Source organism: Marinobacter pelagius (assembly GCF_900114925.1).
GTDB classification, from domain to species: domain Bacteria; phylum Pseudomonadota; class Gammaproteobacteria; order Pseudomonadales; family Oleiphilaceae; genus Marinobacter; species Marinobacter pelagius.
Map to the genome: position 1 here is coordinate 455,196 of NZ_FOUR01000003.1, position 15,292 is coordinate 470,487.

11 protein-coding genes are annotated in these 15,292 nt (G+C 61.5%); 7 read left to right on the top strand and 4 right to left on the bottom strand.

The features are described 5' to 3' along the window. Window positions 1–175: 175 nt before the first annotated feature. Genes BM254_RS09175 through BM254_RS09185 form a run of 3 tightly spaced genes read left to right on the top strand, consistent with a single transcriptional unit; the run spans window position 176 to window position 5,260 of the window. The gene (locus tag BM254_RS09175) at window positions 176–814 is read left to right on the top strand and encodes a TetR/AcrR family transcriptional regulator (RefSeq protein WP_092002013.1); all 639 of its coding nucleotides are present in this window, start codon (window positions 176–178) and stop codon (window positions 812–814) included. Beyond that, entirely contained in the window at window positions 798–2,171 is a 1,374-nt protein-coding gene (locus BM254_RS09180; protein ID WP_092002016.1) for an efflux RND transporter periplasmic adaptor subunit, read from the top strand. The genes BM254_RS09175 and BM254_RS09180 overlap by 17 nt, the downstream gene beginning before the upstream one ends. Further along, on the top strand, window positions 2,168–5,260 hold the full coding sequence (locus tag BM254_RS09185) for an efflux RND transporter permease subunit (protein ID WP_092002019.1): 3,093 nt from the start codon (window positions 2,168–2,170) through the stop codon (window positions 5,258–5,260). The genes BM254_RS09180 and BM254_RS09185 overlap by 4 nt, the downstream gene beginning before the upstream one ends. Window positions 5,261–5,299: 39 nt before the next feature. On the opposite strand, the gene BM254_RS09190 is transcribed toward BM254_RS09185, so the two are convergent. From BM254_RS09190 to hemN, 3 genes are all read right to left on the bottom strand, one after another. Next, window positions 5,300–6,193 carry a U32 family peptidase gene (locus BM254_RS09190; RefSeq protein WP_092002022.1) on the bottom strand — a complete coding sequence of 298 codons (894 nt, stop codon included), beginning with the start codon at window positions 6,191–6,193 and terminating at the stop codon, window positions 5,300–5,302. A gap of 13 nt (window positions 6,194–6,206) precedes the next feature. Next, window positions 6,207–7,202 (bottom strand): ubiquinone anaerobic biosynthesis protein UbiU, encoded by a 996-nt coding sequence (gene ubiU / locus BM254_RS09195; protein WP_092002025.1) that lies wholly within the window; start codon window positions 7,200–7,202, stop codon window positions 6,207–6,209. Window positions 7,203–7,448: 246 nt separating this feature from the next. Continuing rightward, window positions 7,449–8,864 carry an oxygen-independent coproporphyrinogen III oxidase gene (gene hemN, locus BM254_RS09200; protein WP_092002028.1) on the bottom strand — a complete coding sequence of 472 codons (1,416 nt, stop codon included), beginning with the start codon at window positions 8,862–8,864 and terminating at the stop codon, window positions 7,449–7,451. Window positions 8,865–9,147: 283 nt separating this feature from the next. Here hemN and BM254_RS09205 point away from each other — a divergent pair, with 283 nt between their 5' ends. Together BM254_RS09205 and BM254_RS09210 are read left to right on the top strand one after the other, a co-directional pair. Next, window positions 9,148–10,680 (top strand): cryptochrome/photolyase family protein, encoded by a 1,533-nt coding sequence (locus BM254_RS09205; protein WP_092002031.1) that lies wholly within the window; start codon window positions 9,148–9,150, stop codon window positions 10,678–10,680. A gap of 61 nt (window positions 10,681–10,741) precedes the next feature. Continuing rightward, window positions 10,742–12,004, top strand: a complete 1,263-nt coding sequence (locus BM254_RS09210; protein WP_092002034.1) for a transporter substrate-binding domain-containing protein — start codon at window positions 10,742–10,744, stop codon at window positions 12,002–12,004. Window positions 12,005–12,009: 5 nt separating this feature from the next. On the opposite strand, the gene BM254_RS09215 is transcribed toward BM254_RS09210, so the two are convergent. Next, the gene (locus BM254_RS09215) at window positions 12,010–13,698 is read right to left on the bottom strand and encodes an HAD family hydrolase (protein WP_092002037.1); all 1,689 of its coding nucleotides are present in this window, start codon (window positions 13,696–13,698) and stop codon (window positions 12,010–12,012) included. Window positions 13,699–13,820: 122 nt separating this feature from the next. Between BM254_RS09215 and BM254_RS09220 the strand changes: the two genes are divergently transcribed. Then, window positions 13,821–14,660: a cytochrome c oxidase assembly protein gene (locus BM254_RS09220; protein WP_092002040.1), complete on the top strand. Its 840-nt coding sequence runs from the start codon at window positions 13,821–13,823 to the stop codon at window positions 14,658–14,660. Further along, window positions 14,657–15,256: an SCO family protein gene (locus tag BM254_RS09225; RefSeq protein ID WP_092002043.1), complete on the top strand. Its 600-nt coding sequence runs from the start codon at window positions 14,657–14,659 to the stop codon at window positions 15,254–15,256. Before BM254_RS09220 ends, BM254_RS09225 begins: the two co-directional genes overlap by 4 nt. Window positions 15,257–15,292 lie beyond the last annotated feature (36 nt).

Sequence of the window (15,292 nt, forward strand, 5' to 3'; positions counted from 1 at the left end):
GCCTATCTTTATCCTGATATATCGATATAGCGATCAAATATACTCCCGGGAATGCCCTGTAGACGTTTTCCCGAAAGAACCGGGAAACGACCTCAGGAACACACGTCAGGATTCTTGCAAAAACCGTTGCGTGCTCCCAGAATAAAGCAATTACTCACTTTCTTTTGGCATTACCATGTCAGCAAAATCAAAAGGCTCCAAACGCACCTACCAGAGCACCGAACTGCGCCAGTCAGCCACCATCGAGGCGGTCGTCCAGCTTTGTGCCGACCAGGACCCGGCCACCCTCACCACGGCCCGGATTGCCGGTGAAGTAGGGTTGTCGCAGGGCGCCCTGTTCAAACATTTCCCCAACAAGAACCAGCTGTGGGAGTCAGTGGCTAGCTGGGTATCGGAACAGCTGACGAGTCAGGTCTTCCGGGAAGCAGACCGGCATGAGCTCGCCGATCAGGCCCTGAAAGCCATGTTCCTGGCCCATGTGGGGTTTATCGCCCGGCATCCGGGCATTCCCCGCCTGATGCTGGGTGAGTTGCAAAAGCCTGGCAATGGCGCCGCCAAAACAATCATCCGCCAGACCCTCGCCCGCTACCGCAGGAAGGTGGTCGGACTGCTGGATCTCGGCATACAACAGGGGCGAATAGCTCCCGGCATGGATACCGAAGCAGCGGCGGTGCTGTACCTCGGGGCCATTCAGGGACTGGTGGTTCAGGGTATGGTCAGTGGCGAGATTGCTACCCTTGAGCAAGCGGCTCCCCGAATTTTCAAACTTTACAGCGCCAGCTTCCAGGAGATGCCCGATGACCCGGAAAAATAAACTGACTCTGGCTCTGGCCCTGATCGCCGGCATTGCCTTCGTGGTGATCATGGTCAAGCTGAAACAGCCGCCGGAACGGGCGGCGGCGCAGGCAGCCGCGACCCCGGTGCGGATAATGGAAGTTACGCCCCGGGAATTCCGCACTGAAGCCAGGGGCTATGGCCAGGTGCTGCCGGCCCAGACCTGGAACGCGGTGGCCAATGTTGGCGGGCGGGTTATCTGGAAACACCCGGATCTGGAGAGCGGCAACCTGATCGCCGAGGGTACCCGCCTGCTTGAGATCGACCCCACCCGCTATGAACTGGCCGAAGCCTCCGCCAAAGCGGACCTGGCCGGTATTGAAGCCGAGCTACGTCAACTGGAACAGGAAGAGCGCAACACCGGGGAGTTGCTGAAGCTTGAAGAGCGCCGGCTGACACTGGCCAGGCGGGAACTGGACCGGGCAGAAACCCTGGTGGAGCGGGGCGCCCTGTCCCAAACCCGCTACGACGAGCAACAGCGGGCCACACTGCAGCAGCAACAGGCGGTGCAGAGTCTGAGAAACCAGCTCAACCTGATTCCGGTCAGGCGGGATACCCTGGAAGCCCGAAAGGCACGCACGGAATCGGCCCTGGCCAGTGCCCGAGAAGACCTGGAAGACACCCGTTTTGAAGCACCCTGGGATCTGCGGGTACATCAGGCCGAAATCGACACCGGTCAGCACGTCAGCCCCGGTCAGACCCTCTTTATTGCCGACGACATTACCCTCGCCGAGGCCACTGTGCAGCTGGAAGTGGCGGAGCTACGCCGGGTGCTGTCGCAACTGTCGGATGACAGCCTGCCGGAACCCACACCGGGTACGACCAACAACCTCACCGACTTCCATGACCTGTTACCCCTGGGCGAGCTGCAGGTCCGGGTAACACCCACCAACGTACCGGAAGCCCAATGGTCCGGGGAACTCACCCGGGTCACCAGCAGTCTTGACCCGGCCACACGCACTGTTCAGGCGGTGATTTCGGTGGAAGAACCTTACCGAAACGCCAATCCGCCGGCCCGGCCACCGCTGGTGCGCAACATGTTCGTGCAGGCCAACATTGCTGCCCCTACCCCCAATCCGGTTATCGTGATCCCGGCCAGCGCGGTCCACCAGGGCGTGGTGTACCTGGCGGATGAAGACAATCGCCTGCAGCGCAGGGAAGTTACGGTCGGCTGGCAGCAGAGGGATCTGGCGGTTATCAGTGAAGGCCTGAATCCGGGGGACCGTCTGATTCTGGACGACCTTGTTCCCGCCATCGAAGGCACCCTGCTGAACCCGAAATCCGATGAATCCACAGCACAATGGCTGCAGAAAATGGCCGCAGGAGAGCAGCCATGATCCGCTGGTTCGCGGGCCATCCCACGGCGGGTAACTTGCTGCTTATACTAATTCTGGCAGTGGGCCTGTTCGCCGCACCGAACCTCACCCGGGAAACCTTTCCGGACTATCTGCCGCCGGAAGTCAGCATCACTCTGGAATACCGGGGTGCCACCGCAGCGGATGTTGAAGAGGCCATCTGTCAGCGCCTGGGGGAAGCGCTGCAGCGGGTGGATTACATGCAGGAGATCTCCTGCACCGCCCGGGACAATCAGGCCCAGACCATTGCCAGCATGGCACCCCAGGGCGATATGGGCCGGTTTCTGGATGATATCCGCACCGAGATCGAAGCCCTGACTGACCTGCCCGAAGAGGCCGAAGACCCGGTCATCCGGGAGCTTTACCGCACCAGTCTGGTGGCGGCCATCGCCGTGTACGGGCCCATGAGCTTCTCTCACCTGGAAGCCTACACCAGCCAGCTGGAAGACCGCCTGTTCGCCATGGACGGAGTGGCCGATGTGATTCCCGTGGGCCTGTCCCAGCGCCAGTGGCACATCGAAGTGTCCCGGGACCTTCTGCGCCAGTATGGCCTGGGCGTGCGCGACATCGCCGGGGCCATCAACAGCCAGAACCTGGACATGCCCCTGGGCACTATCGAGACCGACAGCCAGGACATCCAGCTGCGGTTTGTGGATGAACGGCGTTCCCTGCAGGCCCTGGCCGCGCTGCCGGTTATCGGCGGAGAAGCCGGCGCTGTGCTGACGCTGGGCGACATTGCCACCATCACCGAGGCCCACGAACGGGAAGAGGAACGGGTGGACTTCAACGGCCAGCGCGCCATCGTTCTGGAGATCCACAAGAACCGCCATGACGATGCCCTGCGGGTGATGGATTCCCTGGAAGCCTTTATCGACGAGGAGAAAGCCCGCCGCGGCAGCAATGTCGAGCTGGAAATCACCCAGAACATGACATCGATTGTGAAGGACCGCCTGCAAATGCTGGTGGGCAACGGCATCACCGGCCTGCTGCTGGTGGGTCTGGTGATGGCCCTGTTCTTCCGCCCCCGCCTTGCCTTCTGGGCCCTGTTTGGCCTGCCCGCCGCCTTTGCCGGTGCCTTTGTGGTGATGGCCCTCACCGGCCTGTCCCTGAACATGATTACTCTGGTGGCCCTGCTCATGGCCATCGGGATTGTCATGGACGACTCCGTGGTGGTCACCGACAACATTGCCCAGCGGGCCGCCGAAGGTAGCAGCCCGCTGGAAGCTGCTGCCAAGGGCACCCAGGAAATCCTGCCGGGGGTGCTGTCCTCCTTCCTGACCACGGTTTCCGTATTCATCCCGCTGGCGTTCCTGACCGGGGAGCTGGGAGCCGTGCTGGAAGTGCTGCCGGTGGTGCTGATTGCCGCCCTGGCCGCCTCGTTGATAGAAGCCTTCTGGATACTGCCCCACCACCTCAAGAGTGGCCTGGGCAACAAGCGCGAGAAAGCCCCGTCCCGTTTTCGCACCGTCTTCGACAACGGCTTTGAAAAAGCCCGGGAGAAAGTGGGGCAGCTGGCCGACACTGCCATCCGTTTTCGTTACGGCGTACTGGCGGGCATGCTGCTGATACTCCTTGGCTCGGTGGGGCTGATGGCCGGCGGCCATGTCCGCATGGAAGCCATGCCGGAAATCGACGGCGATGTACTCGAAGCCCGGGTGCTGATGCCCCAGGGTACGCCCCTACATCAGACTCAGGCCATTACTGACCGCATCACTGCTGCCATGCTCAGGCTCAACGAGGAGTACGCGCCGGAACAGCCCGACCAGCAAGCCCTGGTGCAAAATATCCAGACCCGCTTCAATCAGCACGCCGGAGCCGGCGAGAAAGGTGCCCATGTGGCCACCGTGATGGCCGATTTGCTGACTGCCGAGCTTCGTACTGTGGATCTGGCCACCCTCACCGACCGCTGGTACCAGGAAATCGGCGAGATCCCGGGGCTGATTGCCCTGAACATTCAGGAGCCCGGATTTGGGCCCGCCGGCATTCCCATTGAAGTCCGCCTGCAGGGCAGTGACCTGGATGAGCTGAAGTCCGCGGCGCGGTATCTGAGCGAGGAAGTCGCCAGTTATGACGGCACTTTCAACGTGCTGGATGATCTTCGCCCCGGCAAGCCCCAGCGCATCCTCAGCCTGAGCGACCGCGCCCTGTCTCTGGGTCTGACGGCCGCCGATGTGGCCAGCCAGATTCGTACCGGGCTGCTCGGAGATATCGTGGATACGGTGCAGATCGGTGACCAGCACATCGAAATCCTGGTGCGCCAGACCAGCGCCGAACGCAACACCCGCCAGTTCCTGGAAGATACCGTGATAATCACCGGCAAAGGCCAGATGGTGCCGCTGCGGGAAGTGGCCACCATCATCGACGAACGTCAGTGGGCGCAGGTTACCCGGATTGACGGCCTGCGAACCGTCACCGTGTCAGCGGATGTGAACGGCCGGATAACCAACGCCGATGCCATCGTGGCCGATCTGCAGACCCAGGTGTTCCCGAAGATTCAGGAACAATGGCCAGAGATCAGCCTACAGGTAGAGGGCCAGACGGCCCGCTCCCGGGAAACCGGCCAGTCCATCGCCCGGGGACTGTTGATTGGTCTGCTGGGGATTTTCCTGATTCTGTCGTTCCAGTTCCGCAGTTACCTGGAGCCGATCATTGTAATGCTGGCCATCCCGGTGGCCTTTATGGGTGCCGTCTGGGGCCACCTCATCATGGGCTACAACCTGTCCATGCCCTCACTGATCGGTGCCGCCTCACTAGCAGGGATTGTGGTGAACAACGCCATTCTTTTGGTGCAGTTTATCAAAAGCTACCGGGAACAGGGCATGAGCGCCGGAGAAGCCGCAGGTGCCGCCAGCCGCGCACGCTTCCGGGCCATCCTGATTACCACCAGTACCACTGTAGCCGGCCTGCTGCCACTGCTGGCGGAAACCAGCACCCAGGCGATGGCGGTGATTCCGCTGGTGATATCGGTGGTGTTTGGCCTGCTTGTGTCCACTGTTCTGATACTGCTGGCGTTGCCGGCGCTCTATGCCATCCTGGACGATATAGGCTGGGCACAAAACGCTGACACCTGAAAGCAAACAGCCGGGCTTGTTACCCGGCTGAATTTCGATTCAGGAGGCCACCAGATCCATCCCCGGCTTGCCATACCAGTACCCGTTACAGGGTGGTGCCTCCACCAGCTGCAGCGGGTCGGTGGCCGGCACTTCGCCCCGGCGTACCTGATCAAACCGTTGTACCACTTCCTCCATGCCCTGATGTTCCGGGCTCAGGCGCACCGTGCTCACGCCCAGGCGCTCCATCTCCGGCAGTTCACGCATCAGGTCGTAGCGGGAGCCCGACAGAGTGGAAATGCCGTTCAGGCGGAACAGCTCCTGGGATTCCCGGGAACGTAACTCCATGCCATCCGGATGCTGCAGGCAGCGGAACTCACAGTTGTCCTTGGGAAGGTTGTAGTGACGGGCGGTGAAACAGCGGGACGACCAGGCCAGGGGCAGGAAGCCCCAGGAAAACACTTCAGCGGGCAGATCCAGGCCTTCCTGTTTCAGGCCGGTGATCAGCTGTTCCAGCGTCTCCTTGCCCAGCTCCACCGGCAGGTTCCAGCCTTTCAGTCCCTGCTTTGCCAGCACCTTGAGGGTGGCGACGTTGTAGATGTTCATGGAGGGGCCGGTGATAAACGGAATGTGGTGACGACTGGCGACCTGCACCGCACTCTGGTCATTGGCTTCGACCAGAAACTCGTTCTGATCGCAGATCCGGCGCAGGCGACGCAGGTCGGCTTCCGACTCGATCAGGGTCTGGGTGGAGATCACCACCTCCTTGCCGCAGGCTTTCAGGTCCCGGGCCAGATCAAACCAGTCGTCCGGCTTCAGTTCACGGCGCCGGGAGCAGACCGCCTCACCCAGGTAGATGGTATCCACCGGCCATTCGGCGGCCTTGGCGTAGAAATCGAACACAGCCTGCTTGGACCAGAACCAGAGGATGGGTCCGAGAGAAAGTTTCATCATGATTGGCAGAACCTTATTTCCACTTGCGGTGATAGGCGCCCAGGGTGGTCAGGCCGCCTTCAGAAAGACCGGACAGGGTGTTGCGCCAGTCATTCTCCACGGTGAACATGCCCGGCGTTCTATCCAGGTTATCCAGTGCCTGGCGCCAGGTGCGGGCGACATCGGCAATATAGGCCGGGCTGCGCTGACGGCCCTCGATCTTGACGGCGCTGATGCCCAGCTCCTGAAGCTCCGGCAGCAGGTCCAGCGTGTTCAGGCTGACCGGCTCCTCAATGGCGTGATAGACGCTGCCTTCCACCTCGAACCGGCCCTTGCACAGGGTCGGGTAGCCGGCGGATTCACCCTGGCCGTAACGGTCGATCAGCACGTCGTTCAGGCGCGACTCCAGACCCTGGGGCGTTTCCTGCCAGCGCACGGCCTTGGCGGGTGAACAGGCACCGCGGGTGTTGGGGGATTCATCCGTCAGATAGGAGGACAGGTAGCAGCGCCCTTCGGCCATGATGCACAGGCTGCCGAAGGCGAACACTTCCAGCTCCACGGGGCTGTGTTTGGCCACACCGCGCACCTGGTCCAGAGACAGCACCCGGGGCAGCACCGCCCGGCGGATATCGAAGTTGTCCTTGTAGAAGGACAGGGCCTCATAGCTGGTGGCCGAACCCTGTACCGACAGGTGCCGGGGGATGTCCGGGTAGCGGCTGGCGGCATAATCGAGCAGGCCCATGTCGGCGAGGATGATGGCATCCACCCCCAGGCCCGCCGCGCGGTCGACCGCAGCCTTCCACTGTTCCCAGCCATCGGGTTGCGGGTAGGTGTTGATAGCGCAGAACACGCGGCGGCCTCTGGAATGGGCGTAATCGATGCCCTCGGCGGCGCGTTTGTCGTTGAAGTTCAGGCCCGCGAACTGGCGGGCGTTGGTGCTGTCGCGGAAGCCGATGTAGACCGCGTCGGCACCATTATCCACGGCGGTTTTCAGGGCCGGCAGACTGCCGGCCGGGCACACGAGTTCCATGGGTTTCTCCGCTGGAATTGGGTGGTTAGAGGGTAGCGGGTGGGAGGATGGGGTGCCTTGACCTTTGTCAGCGGGGTTGGGGGAGGAGTGAAGTTGGGGTCAGATGAAAGCGTTCATCTGACCCCGTCTTGGCGTCTGGCTCGGAGTTTGGCGCTGACTCGAGGGTGAAAATGGGGTCAGAAGAAAGTCTTCTTCTGACCCCGTCCTGGAATCTGCCCCCCCCAACTCAGACCCCCTGCCCGGCGCTCAGATAATCCGCGAAAACCGCTGGCTGGCCCCTTCCTTCCGGTACAGGTCAAAGATCTGGCATATAGCGCGAATCAGCAACCGGCCGGCCGGCTGGACCTGGAGCACCTGGCCCTCGTCGGCCACCAGTTCGTCCTTGATCATCGGGCGCAGGCGGTTGAGTTCGTCGGCGAAGTAGCGGTCGAAGTCCTCGCCCCAGGCGTCGGCGAACTGCTGACGGTCCAGGCGGAACTGGCAGATCAGCTGGCCGATGACCCAGCGGCGGATGCGGTCGTCGCGGCTCAGGCCCACACCACGGGTGATCGCCAGCTGGCCGGCGTCGATGGCCGCTTCCCAGGCCGGCAGGTCGTGGTTGTTCTGGAAGTAGGCGTCGTCGGTCTGGCCGATGGCGGAGACACCGAGTGATACCAGATCGCAGTCCGAGTGGGTGGTATAACCCTGGAAATTCCGGTGCAGACGGCCTTCCCGCTGGGCCACTGCCAGGCTGTCATCCGGCTTGGCGAAGTGATCCATGCCGATGTACTCGTAACCGGCCTCCAGAAGGCGGTTGATGGTGTTATGCAGGATGGTCAGCTTCTGCTGCGGGCTTGGCAGAGTTTCCTCCTGGATCCGGGTCTGGGGATAGAACCGGTCCGGCAGGTGCGCGTAGCTGAACACCGACAGGCGGTCCGGAGACATCTCGATAACCGCTTCCAGGGTCTCGGCGAAGCTCTCCGGGGTCTGGTATGGCAGGCCGTAGATCAGGTCCAGGTTGATGGAGCGGAAACCAATCCTGCGCGCCTCGTTCAGCACCGCCTCGGTCATATCCCGGGGCTGGATGCGGTTGACCGCCTTCTGCACCTCGGGATTCACATCCTGAACGCCCAGGCTGATGCGGTTGAAGCCCAGGTCCCACAGGGTTGGCAGGGTGTCCTGGTCCACTTCCCGGGGATCAATCTCCACACTGTAATCCCGGTCGTCGCCGGTCTGCAGGTTGAACAGTTCACCGTACCCTGCCATCAGGTGCTGCATTACATCCTTCGGCAGGAAGGTGGGCGTGCCACCGCCCCAGTGCAGCTGCTGGACCGGACGGTCGGCGCCGAACAGTTTCGACTGGATGGCGGCCTCTTTCAGCACCCGCTCCACGTAAGGCATGGCCTTGTCGCGCTTCTTGGTGATCACCTTGTTGCAGGCGCAGTAGTAGCACAGGTGCGCGCAGAACGGCAGGTGGGTGTACAGCGAGATCGGGCCACCCGCGGCCTTGCTGCGACCAGCCGCCTTGACCATGTCCTCGACCCGGTAGTTCGGGGTGAATTCCACCGCCGTCGGATAGGAGGTGTAGCGGGGTCCGCTGAGGTCGTAACGCCGGATCAGGGCGTCGTCCCAGATGAAGGCGGGGAGGTCGTTCTTGGTCGCGGTGGCGGTGTTGGAGGCCATAGGTAACTCAAGTTGGTCGGTGAAAACGGGGTCAGATGAAAGCGTTCATCAGACCCCCGGTTCAAAATCAGGTTCGGAGTCAAAGTCCAGGTCGGGGTCAGATGAAGGCTTTCATCTGACCCCTTTTTCAACAGCATTATCGCTGACTCCGGCCCTGCAGGGTTTGATTCGGGTCAGCTGATCATGACATTCAGTCTAGCATCCCCCGCGCTGAACCACCCTTGCGCCCTTGGCGTATTCTGGCTACCTCTTTGGTGTAACCCGCAACTGCCGGAGTCCGTTCATGGCCAACGTCATTCTCATTCTGGGCGATCAGCTCTCCCCCGACCTCAGCGCCCTCGACGGAGCCGATCCCGGTGAGGATGTCATTGTCATGGCGGAAGTCCATGACGAGGCCAGCTACACCAACCACCACAAGAAAAAGCTCGTGCTGCTGTTCAGTGCCATGCGCCATTTTGCCGACCGTCTGCGGGAGGACGGCTGGCAGGTACATTACCAGCGCTACCATCCGGACAACCCGCGCCAGAGCCTGGAGGCGGTGGTGGCGGATCAGGTTCGGCAGCTGAACGCGGACAAGGTGATCACCACCGAGTGCGGCGAGTGGCGCCTGCATGAGCAGATCAGCCAGTGGCATGAGCGCCTCGGTGTGCCGGTGGAGATCCGGCCGGATACCCGGTTCATTGCCAGCAAAGAGGAATTCGCCGATTGGGCTAAGGGCCGCAAAAAGCTTCGAATGGAGTTCTTTTACCGGGAAATGCGCAAGAAAACCGGGTTATTGATGACACCGGAGGGAGAACCGGAAGGCGGTCAGTGGAACTTCGATGCCGACAATCGCAAGAAATGGACCGGCAAGCCGCCGGCACCCGCGCCCTTCCGGGTTGAGCCGGACGAGATCACCGGCGAAGTCATCGCCCTGGTCGAAGAGCACTTCTCCGACCATTTCGGCACCACGGACGACTTCCATTTCGCCGTGACATCCGAAGATGCCCAGGCGGCCCTGGAACACTTCATCGACTTTGCCCTGCCCTGTTTCGGCGATTTCCAGGATGCCATCTCAGACACTGAGGACTGGCTGTTCCATTCCATCCTGTCGCCCTACATCAACTGCGGGCTGTTGGACCCGCTGACTGTTTGCGAGGCGGCGGCTCTGGCCTGGTATGCCGGGCGCGCGCCAATCAATGCGGTGGAGGGCTTTATCCGGCAGCTCCTGGGCTGGCGGGAATTTGTCCGGGGCATCTACTGGCTGAACATGCCGGAGTATGCCGAGGAGAACCGGCTGGGCAACACCCGCGCCCTGCCCTGGTTCTACTGGAGCGGGGAGACGAAGATGCGCTGCATGCACAAGGCCATCGACGCCACCCGACGCAACGCTTACGCCCACCATATCCAGCGGCTGATGGTTACCGGCAATTTCGCCCTGCTGGCCGGGATCAGACCGGAGGAGATCTGCGACTGGTACCTGGCGGTGTATGCTGACGCCTACGACTGGGTGGAACTGCCCAATGTGCTGGGCATGGTGATGCATGCCGACGGCGGCTATCTAGGGTCGAAGCCCTACGCCGCCAGCGGCAAGTATATCCAGCGCATGTCCGATCACTGCGCCAACTGCCATTACAAGGTGAACAAGGCTACCGAGGACGATGCCTGCCCGTTCAATGCCCTGTACTGGCATTTCATCGACCGGCACCGGGATGACTTCGCGGGCAATCCCCGAATGGGCATGATGTACCGCAACTGGGACAAGCAGAAACCGGAGCGGCGGGAGGCGCTGCTCCGGCGCGCCGAGCACTTGCTGGCGAACCTGGAGAAGATCTAGCTACAAGGTTATGCCTGAAAGTTGTGCGGCAAAAGCCCGAAGAGCCTGCTAGTCTAACGCCATGATTGTCAACAACAGGGACGAGACGGCCATCATGATTGCCAGGCTGCTGCTGCGGCTATTGCCAGTATTGGCGCCTTCCATAACCGTGGCGGAACCACGAGTCCTGGAACTCTATACCTACGAGGCTCCCCCTTACCAGTCGCAAGCACAGGTTCTCGACCAGAGAGTCTCTGTTGCCGGTGAAACCGTGGACACGGTGACCTGCGCCGCCCGCCAGGCCGGGTGGTCTGTCCGGATTCGCCTTACGCCACAGAACCGGGCGCTGCATGAACTCAGGCGCAACATGATAGACGGCTACTTTGCCATCGACGCTTCCACTGACCTGGACACGGCGGCCCGCCGGAGCGACCCGGTCGCCCTTGAGAAATGGTATTTTTTCAGCACCGAAACGCAGCCAAATCCTGAACAGGGACGCATCGGCGTGGTGGATGGCAGTAATGAGCTGGCCTGGCTGGAGTCCGAGGGGCTGAACGATGTTCTCACCGTCACCACCCCGGAACAGCTTTTGGCGTTGCTGAACAGGCGGCGAATCGATGCAGCCCTGATGGACCGCCGCCTGATGGAAGAGCTGGACGGCCCGACCGGGGAATACCTGGAAACCATGCACATGCAGTTCGTGCGCTATGCCCCTCTGTACCTGTACATGAGCCAGGACTTTGTCGCCCGGCATCCCGGATTTCTGACCGCCTTCAACCGGGCCCTGCCAGACTGCCAGAATGGCGCCATCACGTTATCCTCGGCCGAGTACGATCATGCCCTCCACATCGCAGGCAATCTGGTCGAGGACCTGGCTGACCGGGTGAACCTGCAGCAGGCCATTGCCGATGGTCCGGCAATTGAGAAGCTGGGTGAAATCCGTAATATCGATCGACAATGGCGCGCCCGGGCGCTCGACGATCCAACATCGCTGGCCCGGGAAATCCTTGCACTTCCCGCCTCGGAAGCGCTTCGCGCCTGGAAAACGGAAAGAACAGATGTTGTCACCGAAGTCCTTGTGATCAACCGGTCCGGGACGATCGCAGCCATGAGCAGGCTATCATCGGACTTCTGGCAGGGTGACGAACCGAAGTTCACCCGGCTCACGGAAGGCGCTCGCGGAGCCGGCAAGCTCTATATTTCACCAATCCGGTACGATGCCTCCACCGCACGTTTCCAGATCATGGTCAGCGCGCCGGTTGCTCCGGTCACGGGCGGCAAACCATTCGGCGTCGTGGTCCTGGGACTGGATGCGGAAAAAGCCCTCCGGGCCCGCAGCCTCTGACACTATCATGGCGGCCCCACCTCGCAAGCCAGCACCAGCGCCCAGAACTCGGAAAAGTCGTTAACCACCACATCCGGCTTGTCCGGATGTTTGTGGGTGCCCGGAAAGATCTTGTTCAGCCAGGGCTGGTCCCACTGGGCGCCGTTGAAAAACACCGAGGTCATCCCTGCCCGCTTGGCGGCGATCACATCAGTGGTGCTGTCTCCGACATACCAGACACTCGGGTCCGGCGGGTAGTCCAGCTTCTGGACCGCCAGCAGCAACTGGTCCGGATGGGGTTTGCGCAACGGGGTATCGTCACCACACACATCCACATCAAACAGATGGGACCAGCCGGTGCCCTCCACCGCATCCAGCTCGTGTTCGAAGAACTCCCGGTCCCGGTTGGTGATCACCCCGACCTGGATGTTCAGTTTCCTCAGCCCCTCGAGCACATCCCGGACCCTCGACTCAAAGGCCTTAACGGTGCCATAGTGGTTCCGGTAATGGTGGTTGAAAGCCTTGTGGGCGATTTGCTTGGCTTCCTGATCTTCGCCGAACAGCACCTCGAAAATATCCGTCCGGGAGATCTTCCGGTCCGCCTTCACCTTCGGGTGCAGCTTGGCGAATTCACGCACGTAGGACACCAGCCGGGCATCCTCAAGGGTCTTGCTGTCCTCCGGGGCCACCATCCGGTCCATGAGTTCGAGCTTGTGGAAATCCGGCAGCATGTCATCCACCGCGTGGTACATGGCGTCGAGGGTATCGACCAGGGTGGCGTGCCAGTCGAACAGGATCACCGCCGGACGAATCAGCCGGACCACCGCCGGGTGCCAGTCCGGCTCGATTCTGGGCTCCGGGCGCTCCGGTGACGGGAAAGGCCTGGGCCGGACCTCGGCGGGAGCCTGGGCAAAGGCATCCGGCTCCTGGCGTTCCAGCAAGGCCAGCAGATTGAGCAGGTCCTCGAAACTGTCCAGGATCGCCGCCGGGGCATCCCGTTTGGTGAACCAGCTGTCGATGCGATCCTGCTCCCAGCAGGCGCCGTTGTAAAACACGCCAGAGACCCCGGCCTTGTGGGCGGTGAGCATGTCCACGTAGCTGTCACCCACGTACCAGGCCCGGCTGTCCGCCGGCAGCTCCAGCTTTTCCAGGGCTTTGAGGATCACCTGGGGGTCCGGTTTGTATTCGGTGACATCGTCGGCACATACCGTGGCGTCAAACAGGTGCTGCCAGCGGCCTTCGTCCACCGTTTTCAGCTCCTTGTCCAGGAACTCCCGGTTGCGGTTGGTGGATACCGCCAGCCGGATGCCCATGGCCCTCAATGCCGACAGGTATTCATAGGCGCCCGGCTGGAACGGCCTCACCTGGCCAAAATACTTTCGGTACGCGGTGTTGTAGGCCTTGTGGGCGATCAGCTTGGCTTCCTTGTCCTCGCCAAAGATGGCATTGAAGATGTCTGTGCGGGAAACCCGGCGCTCGGCCAGAATCCGGGGATGCAGGCGCCGGAAAATCCGGATGTAGCGCACCAGCCGGGCGTCGTCCGCCGTCCGGCACTGGTCCTCCGGTAACAACCGGTCCACCAGCCCCAGCTCCTCCAGTTGCGGCAACATCTCCTCCATGGCACTGAACATGGCATCATGGGTATCCACGAGGGTGCCGTGCCAATCGAAAATCAGCACCGAAGGGGCCGGTATCGCCTCGTTGAATCGCGCCATCTGGAGTCTCCGCTCTGGAACGGTTTTTACCCTTGCAATCCGGACCGCAGGGGTTAAAACTCATTGTTGAATAACAAAAAAGATAAACCCGGTTGGCTGCGATTGCACACAGAGTGGTTTCCATGCCCGATATTGGCTTCCTGGCCCCTTACGATTTCTCACCCCTGACCATACTCAGTTTCGCGCTGGTACTGGCAGGCTATGGCTATGCCCTGCTGCACATGGAACCCGAGCAACGCCCCGGTTCCGTGCGTATCGTTGCCTTCGTGGTCGGGGTACTGTTGTGCTACGGGGTCATGCAGACCCGCTTCGATTACTATTCCCAGTACATGTTCTTCGTCCACCGGGGCCAGCACCTGATACTGCACCACCTGGGACCGTTTCTGATCGCCCTGTCCAACCCGCTGCCGATTTTCCGTTTCTGGCACGAGCAAATGAGCCCCACCCTTCGCTCCTGGCTGCGGCCGGTGGGCTGGGTATACCGAATCCTGCAACAGCCGGTGATTGCCGCCGTTTTGTTTGTCGGCCTGATCTATTTCTGGCTGTGGCCGCCGATCCACTTTGACGCCATGCTCTCGCGCCAGCTGTACTGGACCATGAACTGGAGCATGCTGCTGGACGGCCTGCTGTTCTGGTGGCTGATGTTCGATCCCCGCTCGCCGGTTCTGACCAACGCACTGGGGTATGGCAAGCGCATCCTGATTCTGGCGGCAGTGGCCATTCCCCAGATGATCCTCGGTGCCTGGATCGTGTTCTCACGGGGCATGGTGTATGACGTCTACGAAGTCTGTGGCCGGGCCTGGCCCATGGCGCCGGAAACCGACCAGTTGCTGGGGGGCCTGCTCACCTGGATTCCGCCGGCGATGATGAGCGTCATCGGTATCCTGCTCATCCTGCGACGGGCCATGCACGAGGACGGCAGAATTGTGAAGCCATCAAGACTGGCGGGAGAGAATTCATGACAAACCGGCTGTTGCCCCTGATCCTGACCGTTTCGGTTCTGGCACTGACAGGCTGCTTTGGAGGCGAGGAGCAGTGGCATGCCAAGGACATCTCCGGCCTGATGCCGGAACTCGAATTCGAACTTGTCGGCACCGGCGGCCAGACCGTCACGCCGAAGGATTCCGCCGGCAACATCCGACTGCTCTACTTCGGTTTCACCTCCTGCCCGGATGTCTGCCCCACCACTCTGACCGATCTGCGCAAGGCCGTGAACCAGTTACCACCGGACTACCGGGACGACGTCACAACACTGTTCGTCAGTGTCGATCCTCAGCGGGACACGCCGGAACGCCTTGGCAGCTATGCCAGTTTCTTCGGCGATCACGTGGTGGGCCTGACTGCCGCGGAGCCGGAACTGCGGGAACTCACCAAACGCTACCGGACCACGTTCGGCTATGACGAGCCGGATGCCGATGGCAATTACAACGTTTCCCACAGCAGCGCGGTCTACGTCTTCGATCGCTCCGGGAAGGCCCGGCTGCTGCTGCGTCCGGGCCTTACAACACAGCAGGTCAGTGAGGACCTTGCGCACCTTGCCTCGGAGTCCCGCAGCTGAAACTTGACCCTGTAGTTACTACAGGCTTTTAACTCC